This window comes from Mesorhizobium sp. L2C066B000, from assembly GCF_000502335.1.
Lineage (GTDB): Bacteria > Pseudomonadota > Alphaproteobacteria > Rhizobiales > Rhizobiaceae > Mesorhizobium.
Genome location: NZ_AYWZ01000015.1, coordinates 65,910 through 78,926 on the forward strand (window position 1 = coordinate 65,910; position 13,017 = coordinate 78,926).

Annotated in this window: 10 protein-coding genes; 1 reads left to right on the top strand and 9 read right to left on the bottom strand. The window is 63.7% G+C overall.

Annotation, left to right across the window (positions count from 1 at the left end):
• Positions 1–8: 8 nt before the first annotated feature.
• The 3 genes from gyrB to X733_RS141850 form a co-directional block, all read right to left on the bottom strand.
• Complete coding sequence (gene gyrB, locus X733_RS141860) at positions 9–2,480, bottom strand: DNA topoisomerase (ATP-hydrolyzing) subunit B (RefSeq protein WP_023819685.1); 2,472 nt, start codon at positions 2,478–2,480, stop codon at positions 9–11.
• 145 nt (positions 2,481–2,625) lie between these two features.
• Positions 2,626–5,256 carry a caspase family protein gene (locus X733_RS141855; protein ID WP_023819686.1) on the bottom strand — a complete coding sequence of 877 codons (2,631 nt, stop codon included), beginning with the start codon at positions 5,254–5,256 and terminating at the stop codon, positions 2,626–2,628.
• Between the two features lie 76 nt (positions 5,257–5,332).
• Positions 5,333–5,902 (bottom strand): NADPH-dependent FMN reductase, encoded by a 570-nt coding sequence (locus X733_RS141850; protein ID WP_023745825.1) that lies wholly within the window; start codon positions 5,900–5,902, stop codon positions 5,333–5,335.
• Between the two features lie 217 nt (positions 5,903–6,119).
• On the opposite strand from X733_RS141850, the gene X733_RS141845 reads away from it, so the two are divergent.
• On the top strand, positions 6,120–7,490 hold the full coding sequence (locus tag X733_RS141845) for a cytochrome P450 (RefSeq protein ID WP_023819687.1): 1,371 nt from the start codon (positions 6,120–6,122) through the stop codon (positions 7,488–7,490).
• Between the two features lie 15 nt (positions 7,491–7,505).
• On the opposite strand, the gene X733_RS141840 is transcribed toward X733_RS141845, so the two are convergent.
• The 6 genes from X733_RS141840 to X733_RS141815 all read right to left on the bottom strand — a co-directional run bounded on the left by X733_RS141840 (position 7,506) and on the right by X733_RS141815 (position 12,970).
• The gene (locus tag X733_RS141840) at positions 7,506–8,486 is read right to left on the bottom strand and encodes a complex I NDUFA9 subunit family protein (protein ID WP_023819688.1); all 981 of its coding nucleotides are present in this window, start codon (positions 8,484–8,486) and stop codon (positions 7,506–7,508) included.
• A 104-nt stretch (positions 8,487–8,590) separates the two neighbouring features.
• Positions 8,591–9,043, bottom strand: coding sequence for a DoxX family protein (locus X733_RS141835; protein WP_023755780.1), 453 nt, complete (start codon positions 9,041–9,043; stop codon positions 8,591–8,593).
• A gap of 328 nt (positions 9,044–9,371) precedes the next feature.
• On the bottom strand, positions 9,372–10,373 hold the full coding sequence (locus X733_RS141830) for an Ldh family oxidoreductase (RefSeq protein ID WP_023819689.1): 1,002 nt from the start codon (positions 10,371–10,373) through the stop codon (positions 9,372–9,374).
• A gap of 112 nt (positions 10,374–10,485) precedes the next feature.
• Positions 10,486–11,295: an ABC transporter permease gene (locus tag X733_RS141825; RefSeq protein WP_023729737.1), complete on the bottom strand. Its 810-nt coding sequence runs from the start codon at positions 11,293–11,295 to the stop codon at positions 10,486–10,488.
• Positions 11,295–12,008, bottom strand: coding sequence for an ABC transporter permease subunit (locus tag X733_RS141820; protein WP_348625875.1), 714 nt, complete (start codon positions 12,006–12,008; stop codon positions 11,295–11,297). The genes X733_RS141825 and X733_RS141820 overlap by 1 nt, the downstream gene beginning before the upstream one ends.
• A 161-nt stretch (positions 12,009–12,169) precedes the next feature.
• A complete protein-coding gene (locus tag X733_RS141815; protein ID WP_023671323.1) occupies positions 12,170–12,970 on the bottom strand; it encodes a transporter substrate-binding domain-containing protein in 801 nt (266 codons plus the stop codon).
• Positions 12,971–13,017: the final 47 nt, after the last annotated feature.

Genomic DNA, 13,017 nt, shown 5'->3' on the forward strand with positions numbered 1-13,017 from the left:
CGCAGCCATCAAATGTCCAGATTGGCCACCGACAGCGCATTGTCCTGGATGAATTCGCGCCGCGGCTCGACCTCGTCGCCCATCAGCCGCGAGAACAAGCTGTCAGCATCGGTTGCGTCATTCACCTTGACCTGCAGCAGCGAGCGCACATTCGGGTCGAGCGTGGTTTCCCAGAGCTGCTCGGCATTCATCTCGCCGAGGCCCTTGTAGCGCTGCATGGTCAGGCCCTTGCGGCCGGTCGCAAACACCGCGTTGAGCAGCGCCAGCGGCCCCGAAATGACTTCGGATACATCCTTGCGGCGCAGCACCGGCGGTTCGCCATAGACCTCGGTGAGGCGCGGCGCATAGCGATCGAGCTGGCGTGCGTCGGCCGAATTGATCAGCCCGGCGTCGATCTGCGCAAATTCCTTGACGCTGCGCACCGTGCGCTCGAAGACATAACCGCCGACGCCTTCATTGGAGGTCGACAGCCGGCCGGTCCAGCCGCGCTCGGTGTCCTCGGCGATGATGTCGAGGCGCTGGGCGACGCGTTCGGCCATGGCGTTGGCGCGGCCGAGGTCGTTGAGCACATCGGCGTTGAGCGCGCCGGCAATCGCCGCCTGTTCGACCACGCCCCTGTTGTAGCGCGTGTGCAGCCCGTTGATCAGCTGGCGCACGGCCAGCGCGTCATCGATGGAGCCGCGCAGATCCTGTCCGGCCCGCGCCTCGCCGGAGGCAAGCGTCAGCGACGCCTCTTCCAGCCCGGAGCCGATCAGGAATTCCTCGAAGGCGCTCTCGTCCTTGATGTATTGCGAGCTTTTTCCGCGCGTCACTTTGTAGAGCGGCGGCTGGGCGATGTAGAGATGGCCGCGCTCGATCAGCTCCGGCATCTGGCGGAAGAAGAAGGTGAGCAGCAAGGTCCTGATATGGGCGCCGTCGACGTCGGCGTCGGTCATCAGGATGATCTTGTGGTAGCGCAATTTGTCGGCGTTGAACTCGTCCTTGCCGATCGAGGTGCCGAGCGCGGTGATCAGCGTGCCGATCATCTCGGAGCCGAGCATGCGGTCGAAGCGGGCGCGCTCGACATTGAGGATCTTGCCGCGCAACGGCAGGATCGCCTGGTTCTGGCGCGAACGGCCGCCCTTGGCCGAGCCGCCGGCGGAATCACCCTCAACGATGAAGATTTCGGATTTCGCCGGGTCGCGCTCCTGGCAGTCGGCGAGCTTGCCAGGCAGCGAGGTGACGCCGAGCGAGCTTTTGCGGGTGATGTCGCGGGCCTTGCGCGCGGCTTCACGCGCCGCGGCCGCCTGGATCACCTTGTCGATAACCACCTTGCCCTCGCTGGGGTGTTCTTCCAGCCAGGTGCCAAGCGCCTCGTTGACCAGGCCTTCGACCACCGGGCGGACTTCCGACGAGACCAGCTTGTCCTTGGTCTGCGAGGAGAATTTCGGGTCGGGAACCTTGACCGACAGCACCGCCGTCAGGCCTTCGCGGCAGTCGTCGCCGATCAGCGCCACCTTTTCCTTCTTGGTCAGGCCCGACGATTCGCCATAGCCGGTGATCTGGCGCGTCAGCGCGCCACGGAAGCCGGCCAGATGGGTGCCGCCATCGCGCTGCGGGATGTTGTTGGTGAAGGCCAGCACGTTCTCGTGGTAGCTGTCGTTCCACCACATCGCCACTTCGACGGTGATGCCGTCGCGCTCGGCCTTGATGGCGATCGGCTTGTCGATCAGCGGCTTCTTGACCCGGTCGAGATATTTGACGAACTCTTCCAGGCCGCCATCATAGTGCAGTTCGTGGCGCACGAGATCGGCATGGCGGGCATCGGTCAAAATGATGCGTACGCCGGAATTCAGGAAGGCGAGCTCGCGCAGCCGATGCTCCAGCGTGCCGAAGTCGAATTCGACCATGGTGAAGGTTTCGGACGACGGAAAGAAGGTGATCTCGGAACCGCTGCGGCCCTCATAGGTGCCGGGCTGCTTGTTCTGCTCATAGCTGCCGGTGGCCTTGAGCGGCGCATCGGCATTGCCATGCGTGAAGCTCATCTCGAAAATCTGGCCGTTGCGGCGGATTTTCAGCTTCAGCCAGGCCGACAACGCGTTGACCACCGAGACGCCGACGCCGTGCAGGCCGCCAGACACCTTGTAGGAATTCTGGTCGAATTTGCCGCCCGCATGCAGCTGCGTCATGATCACTTCGGCCGCCGAAATGCCTTCGCCAGTGTGAATATCGGTCGGAATCCCGCGGCCATTGTCGATAACGGTGACCGAACCGTCGGGATTAAGCGTCACCGTGACGAGGTCGGCATGGCCGGCCAGCGCCTCGTCGATGGCGTTGTCGACCACCTCATAGACCATGTGATGCAGGCCCGAGCCGTCGTCGGTATCGCCGATATACATGCCCGGCCGCTTGCGGACAGCGTCCAACCCCTTCAAAACCTTGATGGAATCGGCGCCGTATTCGGCCTCAGCGCCGTTGGCGTTGTCGCTTTGATCGCTCATGAAAACCTGTCTGATTGATGCCGCATGCTCAGCGCGAAAAAATGGCTTCGAATCACGCCGCTTTGATGTCCTAGATATAGGCGCAAAAGGCGGTTTTTCCAAGGTTTGCGGGCATTTCAGGGCTGAATCCCGAGCTGGCAGCCGGCTATTTTTTCGCGGCTTTCAATTTGGCCAGAAGACCGCGCAGATATTTGATCGTGGGTTTGTCCCTCGGCGCCAGTTTGCCTGTGCGGTCAAGCTCCAGCGTCAGGTCTAGCGCCTGCGACAACACAGCCTTCGGATTCTTCGCCACATAGGCATAGTTGATGTAGGCCTGTACCAGATCGAATTGCCAGATCGCATTGTCCGGATCGGACAGGGCCAACCGCTGGCGGATGGCCAGGCTGGCTTCGAAGGCCTTCTTCGAGCCCTCATAGTGGCGCTGCTTGGTCTCCAGCAGGCCTATTTCCTCGAACGTGATCGACAGGTCGCGCTGCCAATCGGAATTGCCCGGGTCGAGCTTTGCCAACCGGTCGGCAATGACGAGACTGTCCTGGTAGTTCTGCAAAGCACCGGCGATATCGCCCTGGGCATCAAACACGCCGGCAATTTTTTCCAGACAGACTGACAGGTCGCGCTGCCAATCGGTGTTGCCTGGGTCGCTGGCGGCAAGGTCTCGCGCCGTGGCCAGCGCCTGCTGGTAGGCCTCCAACGCGAGTGGCCAGTCCTTCTGGTCGCCGTAAGCATTGCCGATCTTGGCGTAACCGACCGACAGGTCGCGCTTCAAATCGGTGTCGTTTGAGTCGCGGCGCACCAGCGCTTCGGCGATTATTTGGCTCTTGTTGTAGGCGTCGAGCGCGCCCGCAGCGTCGCCACGCTCGCGCAGGACGTCGCCGATCCTGGTGTAGCTGACGGAGACGGCGCGCTGATGCCTGGGGTCGTCGGGGTTGTTCTGCGCCAGCGCCAGCCGAATTCTCAGGCTCTCTTCGAATGCAGTCTGGGCGCCATCCAGCTGGCCGGCGGTGCGGGCAAGACCGCCGATTTCGTCGTAGGTAATGGTCAGGTCGCGCAGCAGATAGACGCTGTTCGGCTCGGCATCGGCCAATTGCTGCTTGATGGACAGGCTTTGCTGGTAGGCCTGGGCTGCCGCACCCACATCGCCCTGCGTGGCCAGCACATTGCCGATCTTATCATGGGCCATGGCGAGATCGCCGAGCCAGTCCTTCTTGTCCGGCACGTCTGTGGTCAGGCCCTGCAACATGTCCCTGGCCGCCTCATAGTTTTGCAGGGAGGCCGGCAGATCGCCTTGCGCCATCTTGATGTTGGCGAACTTGATATGGCCGATGGCCAGGTCGCGCTTGACGCTCGGATCGGTTTCCTGGCGCGCTCGCTGCTCAAGATTGGCGACCAGCGCCGCAAAGGCGCGGCCGGCGGCGTCGGTGTTGCCGACCGTTGTGTAGAGGATGCCGAGCTCTTCCAGCGTGCGGCTTTGGCGGTCGGCCTGTTCCAGGCTGAGCGAGGTCTGCCCGGCTTCGCCATAGAGCGCCAGCACCGTTTCATAGTCCTTGATGGCGGTTGCATAGTCCAGGGTGGCACGCGCCGCGCCGCCCGAGAGAAATCGCGTCGCGGCTTCGGACAGGGTGCGGCTGACGAAATTGGCCTTCAACGCCTGGCGCGAGACATTGTCGACGTCGGCGGCCTTGGCGAGGATCACGCGTGCGCCATCGAAAGCGCCGAGCGCCAACTGTTCCTCGGCCTGGCGGCGCAGTTCGGTCACCTGCGGGTCGTCGGCGGCCAGCGTCTTCATCTCGCCGCGCACCTTGACGAAGGCGTCGGCCGCCTCGCGCAGCTTGGCGTCCAGGCTTTCGCCGGAGAGATGGCTGGTGTCGGAACTGATCAGCGCGCCATAGAGCGGCGCCAGCGGCATGTCGGCATCGCTGGCGACCCGTTCGACCGCGCCGCGCATTTCCGGCGTCACATCGGCCATGGCAAGCAACAGCCGCTCGCGCTCCGGCAGTTGTTCCTTGGCCGCCGAGGCGAAGAACAGCTTCGGCAGCCCGCTTTCGACGTAGGGCAGCTGTTTTCCGCGCGAAAGGTCGTAGACCTCCTGCTGCACCAGCGTCAGCACCGAGCGGATTTCGAGCCCGTCGGTGCCGAGGTATTTGATCAGCGCCGCTGTAAAGGGCGAATTCGCACCGGTACCGTCGGCAGCCGTCTCGCCGGGCGCCGCCGAAAAGGCGAACAGGATGTTTTCCGCCTTGCCGACGCGTCCGAGGCCCGGCTTGATCTTGTCCACAAGGTCCTTGATCAGCGATGTGGCGCCACGCCCGTCGCCGTTGCCGCCTGTGAACGGATCGCTGCGGCAGGCGTCGAGCACGATCAGCCCGACCTTCGCCGTGGCGGCAACCGCATCGCGCACTTCCTCCAGCGGCAGGCTGGTCTTCTCCAGCTGGTCGAGCGAGGAGGCATCGGCATCGACCGGCAGAAGACGGTTGTCGCCGGAGATTTCGACGCCATGGCCGGAGAAATACACCAGCGCCACGTCGGCGCCCATGGCGTCCTCGCGAAAATCGTCGAGAGCCCGGCGCATGCGCCTGAGATCACGATTGGTCTCGACCACGACCTCGAAGCCGAGCTTCTTCAGCGCCACTTCCATCACCTCGCCGTCATTGACAGGATTGGCCAGCGGCCGCACCAGCCGGTAGTCGTCCTCGGCAATGACCAACGCCACGCGCCGCTCCGCCACCGCTGTGGCGGTGGTCGCAAGCATCAACAGCAAGGCAAACAACAGGCGCAAATCGAACCGCCCCCGGCTCAGTCACCTGCCGACCATTCCACCTCTTTATGGCATGAGCAAGCCGGGGCCGGCTGCGTTACGTAGCCCGCATCGGCTTCAGCGCCCCGCTCCAGCGCGAGAGCTCGTCCAGCATGGTCTTGGTCCCACCCTCTACCTGCTCACTAGCCTGGAAGGAGCCGTCGCTCTCCAGCAGTTTCTGATACATCGGCAGCGCGACGCCTTCCGAGATGGGCATGACGCCCACCGCGGTCAGCAGCGGCTTCAGCGCCTGCGCGGCGCGCAGGCCTCCGGAAACGCCGCCATAGCTGAAGATGGCGGCTGGCTTGTATTTCCATTCGCGCGCAAGGTAGTCGATGGCGTTGACGATCGCAGGCGCCACGAAATAATTGTACTCCGGCGCAACGAACACGAAGGCGTCGGCGGCATCAATGACCTTCGACCAGGCTTTGGTGTGGTCGTTCTGGTAATTGCCGAGCCTGGGGTGATGCGGCTCGTCCAGAACCGGCAGATGGAACGTGGCAATGTCGGTCAGCACCGGTTCGAATTTGCCGTGCTCGCGGGCAAAATCCTCCAGCCAGTGGGCGAAGACCGGCCCGGCGCGGCCCGGCCGCGTGCTGCCGATTATGATGTTCAGCTTGTGCTTCAAGCGGACTCTCCTGGGCGATTGGCAGTAGCTGTTGGTAACTGTCACCTATGGCAGAGTGTCCAACCGGACAAGCCGCAACCGTTTCACCGGCGGTCACGATCCGATGAACACACCGTCTGTCGGGCACACCGGGCGCTGCAGCGTTTCAGTTTGCCGTTCGGTCACATGGACGCCCGGATTGCCAGCCACTACATCTGAGCTATCAGCGGAGCACCTCATGGACACGCAGCCCGTCCCCTTCGTGCCGCCAGCGCCCAAGCCGCGCACGACGCCGCCTTCGACGCTGGAGATGATGCGGATCGTCTACCGCAATCCGCTCGAACTGTGGGGCGAGCACACCTACAACGAGCCCTGGATTTCGGCGAATGGCGTCGGCGGGCATCTGATCGTCGCCAACGATCCCGGCCTTATCCGCCACGTGCTGATCGACAACGCCAAGAACTACAAGATGGCGACGGTGCGCCAGATGATCCTGCGACCGATCTTGCGCGACGGGCTGTTGACCGCCGAAGGCGAGGTGTGGAAGCGCTCGCGCAAGGCGATGGCGCCGGTGTTCACGCCGCGGCATATCTTCGGCTTCGCCGAGCCGATGCTGCGCCGCACGATGCAGTTCGTCGCCCGCTATGACGAAGGCGGCATGACCGATGTCGCCCATGACATGACGCTGCTCACCTACGATATCCTGGCCGAAACGCTGTTTTCGGGCGAGATTGCGGGCGAGCCCGGCAGTTTTGCGCAGGAAATCGACCGCCTGTTCGAAACCATGGGCCGTGTCGATCCGCTCGACCTGTTGCGCGCGCCCGAATGGCTGCCGCGGCTGACCCGCATCCGCGGCCGCAAGACCATGGCGTATTTCCGCAAGATCGTCACCGATACAGTCAAGATGCGCGAGGAGCGGCTGAAGCGCGACCCCGACACCGCGCCGCAGGATTTCCTGACGCTTCTGCTGCGCGCCGAAGGCCCCGACGGGCTGACGCGGGCGGAAGTCGAGGACAACATCATCACCTTCATCGGCGCCGGCCACGAGACCACCGCGCGGGCGCTGGGCTGGACGATCTACTGCCTCGCCGAAGCGCCGTGGGAGCGCGAAAAGGTCGAGCGCGAGATCGATGCCGTGCTGGCGCGCGAACCCGAGCCGACGAAATGGCTCGACGCAATGCCGTTCACCCGCGCCGCCTTCGAGGAGGCGCTGCGGCTTTATCCGCCGGCGCCGTCCATCAACCGCGAGCCGATCGAGACGGAGACCTGGAACGATCTGGTGCTCCCCAAGCGCGCGGCCGTACTGGTGATGCCTTGGGTCGTACACCGCCACAGAAAACTGTGGGACATGCCCGACGCCTTCATGCCCGAACGCTTCCATCCGGGAAACCGCGAGAAGATCGACCGCTTCCAGTATCTGCCGTTCGGCGCCGGTCCGCGCATCTGCATCGGCGCCAGCTTCGCCATGCAGGAGGCGATCATTGCGCTGGCCATCATGCTGTCGCGCTTCCGCTTCGACGTGACGGCCGAGACCAAGCCGTGGCCGGTGCAGAAACTGACGACACAGCCGCAAGGCGGCCTGCCTATGCAGGTGACGCGGCGCGTTTAACGGCGCAACGCCTTGTTACGCGATGCCGGCGGGCTTGCGCTGGAATTGGCCTGCGGCGCGGAAGCGCCAGAGATAGCTGGGCAGGATTGTGCCGATAGACTGCGGCTGGATGTCGAGGCCGGCAAGGTTCCGGTTGGCCTTGTTGGCCTCCTCCGACACGATGTTGGGCTGGCGCAGCAGCAGCACCTGGTCCTTGGTCAGCAACGGGTTGGGCAGCAGGCCGAGGATTGAGGCCTGCAGATTGGCCATCCACCACGGCACCGGGACCAGGAGCCGCTTGCGCTCGATGACGGTGAGCAACTCTTCCATGCACTGCTTGAAGGTGAGCACTTGCGGCCCGCCGAGTTCATAGATCTGGCCGCCCTTGATCTTGCCCTCGACCGAACGCGCCACCGCTTCGGCGACATCGCCGACATAGACCGGCTGGAACTTGGTCTGGCCGCCGCCGATTAGCGGCAGCACCGGCGAATAGCGCGCCATGTCGGCGAAGCGGTTGAAGAAACTGTCCTCGGGTCCGAAATTGATCGACGGACGGAAGATGACGGCGTCCGGGATCGTCTCCAGGACGGCCTTTTCGCCGAGCGCCTTGGTGCGGGCATAGTCGGATTCGGCGTTGAGGTCGGCGCCCAGCGCCGAGATGTGGGTGAGCCCTGCGCCGACCGAGCGTGCGGCTTCGGCGACGGCGCGGGCGCCGAATTCGTGCACGGTGTTGAATTTCTGCCGGCCGCTTTCATGCGGGATGGCGACCAGATTGATGACATGGTCGGCGCCCTGCACGGCGCGGTCGACAGACCAGCGCACGCGCACATTGGCCTGCACCGGCTGGATCTGGCCGACATTGCCGAGCGGCTGCAGATGTCCCGCTAGATCGGGCCGGCGCACCCCCACCCTGATGCGGTAGCCGCGCTTGGCCAGCGCCCGCACGACGTGGCGGCCGACGAAGCCGGAGCCGCCGAAGACGACCACGAGCTTGGGGATCTGCAGGATTTCGGTCATGGCTGGCTCCGGCGCTCGAAAGCTTGGCTGAAGCCGTTTCATAGTCCGTTTTGGGCCAAAGGCAAAGGGTGACGCGTCGTCGCTGCCACCCTCTTATGGACCCTTCAGAACGCCTTGCCGAGGCGCGCGTCGACCGACTGGCGGTTGCCGCCGCGGATAACGAAGAACAGCAGGATCGCCGCCCATAGAAGCGACTTTTCAGCGCCGGAAAAGCCCTGGCCGACAGTGATCCAGTGGAACCAGACGGTGACCAGCAGCACGATCATACCGGCAAAGGCTGCGGGCCGAGTCAACAGGCCGATGGCGATCAGAATGCCGCCGAAGAATTCGGTGCAGGACAAAAGCAGCGACCAGAACGCGCCGGGATAGAAGCCGAGGCCTTCGACCATCTCGGCGGTGCCGAAAGGGTTGGTGATCTTCTGCGAGCCGTGAATGGTGAGAAACCCGCCGGCGACGACGCGCAGAAGGGTTTCGGCGCCATCATACAGCGACGAATACAGGCGGCCAAACACCGGAACGATAAGTTTGCCCCGGGAAGCGTCGGTGGTTGCGGACATCGTAGCTCCTGTTGTTGTGACGATCCCTTGCAAACGCCCGATGGTTCCGGCAAGTCAAGTTAACAAAAGTTAACTTCCGCCATCATGTTTTAGCACACAGAGCACGAACGCAGAAAACCCCGCCGAAGCGGGGTTTTCCGGGTGACGCAACTGTCGAGACAGAGCGCAACGCGGCGGATAACCTGAGACGGCATACGCCCGCCCGGGCCCTAGACGCATCCGACAGAAGACACCGACCGGGCAAACCCGACCCGGACAGCTGTTGGTCGTTGCGATCGGTAGAAAGGTTCAGCCAGGTCGCGTAAAAATTCGTTGTCGCAGGACTGCTTCAGCCCGAATAGCGCTCGGCGAATTCGGAAATGCGCTGCACCACGGCTTTGGAGGCATTGATGCCGCGCGCCTGCGCCTTTTCGGCCGCTTCGGCCCGCGCCCGGCCCGGCACGTGCACACCAAAGCGCCGGCGCAGCCGGTCGAGCTGATCCTTCATGCGCTGTTCGAAATCCGGGTCGAGCAGCTTGGGTTCGACGGCGAGCACGAACAGGCCCGTTCCGGGGCTGTCCGGTCCGCCGCTGAACCATGGCGCGTCGAGCGACCAGTTGGCGCCCGACAGGCCAGCCGCCAGCACTTCGACCATCAGCGCGATGTTGGCGCCACGCTGGCCGCCGAAGGCCAGCATGGCGCCCTTCATGGCCGCGGCCGGATCGGTGGTCGGGTTGCCGCTGGCGTCCAGCGCCCAGCCTTCGGGGATCTTCTTGCCGTCCTCGGCCGCCTTGCGGATGTTGACGAAGGCGGTGGCGCTCGACGACTGGTCGATGACCAGCGGCGCGCCACCAGCGGCGGGTGCCGCAAACGACATCGGGTTGGTGCAATAGACCGGCTTGACCGAGCCCGAGCCTGCCAGCACCGCCGGCCCGTTGGTGGCGGCGAAGGAGACCAATCCCAATTGCGCCAGACGCCCGGTGAAATAGCCTAGTGCGCCGCAGGTATAAGCGTTCTTTTGCGAGAAGATGGCGACGCCGAACAGCCTTGCCGCCTTGGCGAGGTCGTCGATGGTGCGGTCGAAGCCGGTATGGGCGAGGCCGCCACGCGCATCGGAGAGATAGACGGCGAGCGCCGGCCTGGTGATCACGGGATCGGCATTGCCGTCGATGCGGCCGGCTTCCAGCGCTTCGAGGTAATCGATGAAATGGGTCAGCCCGACGGTCGAAAGCCCTTCCGCCTCGGCGGCAATGATCGAGGCGGTGAGCGACCTCGCCGCCTCCTCATTGGCGCCGGCGCCGAGCGCCGCCATCCGGCACAGCCCTGTTGCCTGGTCGAGAGAGAGTTGCATGGTGCGGACCCGATTGGTGGTGAGTGAGTAGGGAGTAGTCAGTAGGGAGTAGCGAAAGCAAGCGGTTTCCCGGTCATATGCTGACTACTCACTACTGCCTACTTACTATTCCCTAGCCCACCTTGTTCGGTATGCGCGCCTCGATCTTGCTGAATGCAAACACCAGTATGCCGGTGATGATCATGTAGATCAGCGCCAAAAGCAGCAAGGGTTCGTAGGTGAGGTAGGTGTCCTGCCGGACCTTGGACGAGACTGCGAAGATGTCGATGACGCTGATCGTCGCCACCAGCGGCGTCGACTTCAGCTGCAGCACGGTTTCGCCGGTCAGCGTCGGCAGCGCCCGGTAGATGGCCTGCGGCAGCCAGATGCGGCGGAAAATCTTCCAGCGGCTCATGCCGAAAGCGCGGGCCGCCTCGAGCTGCCCCTTCGGCACGCCGGCAAAGGCGCCGCGCATTACTTCGCCCTCATAGCCGGCGAAGGACAAGGTCAGTGCCAGCACGCCATAAGGCCAGGCTTGCCTCAGATACGGCCACATCCAGGATTCGCGGATCCAGGGAAATTGCGGAAACAGCGAGCCCAGCCCGTAATAGAGCAGCCATAGCTGGATCAGCAGCGGCGTGCCCCTGATGACGGTGCAGAATGTCCTGGCGGGCGCGGAAAACCAGAAAGAGCCGGCGGCCTGCGCGAGCCCGAGCGGCACGGCGAGCAGGAAGCCGAGAAAGCAGGTGACGGCCAGGATCCACAGCGACCGCCAGATGCCGAGAAGCCCCATTTCATAATATTGCGGCAGCCAGTCCCAGCGCATGAAGAAGGCGGCGCTCAGCACCAGCCCGATCGCGATCAGGATCAGCACGATGCGATGCGGCTGCAGCCACAGCGACGTCCGCGCGGCAACATTGATGATGATCGCTTCTCCGGCCATCAGCGGGATTCCTTGATCGAAGGCATGCCGCGCCTGGACCGCGCTTCGACGCGGCCGATGATGAGGTTGGAAACCAGCGACACCAGGAGATATAGAAGACCGGCGGCGAAAAAGAAGGTGAAGTAAGCCTTGGTCACGCCGGCGGCCTGCCGCGTCGCTAGCGCCAGTTCTTCGAAGCCGACGACAGCCAGAAGAGCGGTGTCCTTGGTGGCGATCAGCCACAGATTGGCCAGCCCCGGTATGGCGAAGGGCAGCATGGCCGGCAGCGTTATGCGCCGCAGCATCAGGCCGGGCGACATGCCGTAGGCACGCGCCGCTTCGATTTGCCCCTGCGGTATCGCCAGTATGGCGCCACGGATGACTTCGGTCGAATAGGCGCCCTGGACGAAGCCGAGCACGGCGATGCCGGCGGCGAGCCCGCTAATATCGAGGCGTTGAAAGCCGAGCGCCGCCAGCAACTGGTTTATCAAATCGGTGCCGGCGTAGTAGAGCAGCAGAATCAGCACCAGTTCCGGCACGGCGCGCACGACGGTGGTGTAGACTGCGAGCAGGTCGCGCACCACGGGACCGCCATAGAGTTTGCCGAAGGCGCCGGCAGTGCCGATCATAAGACCGAGGCAGGTTGCGCCAAGCGCGATTTCCAACGAATGCAGGAGGCCGAGCAGGAGCTTACCACCCCAGCCTGGCGGGTTGTACGAAAGGAGCTCTATGATGCCGGCCGCCGAGGCCGAAAGAAGTGCGTCGATCAGCGTCGCCCCCGGATTGCTGGGTCCAACCACCGCCGACGGCAGCGCCGGCGGCAAGCATGTCTGGGAAAGGTCGGGCAGGAGGGGCATGGCGTTGGCGCCATGCCCCTCAGCTCATGCGAGGATCGTCAGTTCGACTGCGCGCCGCCACCACCGTAAATGTCGAAATCGAAGTATTTCTTCGATATCTCGTCATATTTGCCGTTCGAGCGGATCGCCTTGATGCCGGCGTTGATCTTGGCCTTAAGGTCGGTGTCTTCCTTGCGCACGCCGGCGCCCACGCCCGGTCCGAGCACTTCATCGTCCGGAGCCACCATGCCCTTCAGATCGCAGCAGGCCTTGCCCTGGTCCGACTTCAGGAATGCGTCGAGCGCGATCGAATCCGCCTGGACGGCGTCGAGGCGGCCTGCGGCCAGATCGTTGTTGGCTTCGTCCTGCGTCTGGTATTCCTTGATCTCGGCGGCCGTGGGGCCGAAATGCTTCTTGGCATAGGCCGAATGGGTGGTCGACACCTGCACCCCGAGCACTTTGCCCTTGAGATCGTCCGGCGTGGCGCCGAATTTCTGGTCCTTCGGCCCGATGATGGCGGTCGGCGTGTTGTAGTACTTATCCGAGAAGTCGATGGTCTTCTCGCGTTCGGCGGTGATCGACATCGAACTGGCGATGACGTCGATCTTCTTGGTCGTCAGCGCCGGGATGATGCCGTCCCAGGCGACAGGCGTGATGACGCAGTCGAGCTTCTCCTCGGCGCAGACGGCGTCGATGAACTCGATTTCCCAGCCAACCCATTTGCCGGAAGCGTCCGGCGAGGTGAAGGGCGGATAGGGCTCGGCGGCGACACCGATCTTGACCGGATCGGCCTTGGCCACGCCCATGGCGGCAACGCCGAGCAGCAGCGCTGCGGCGAATGTTTTCAGAACAGTCTTCATGTCACGACTCCCAGTTTGTTGTTGGTTCCCGGTTTTCTTCCGTCCCG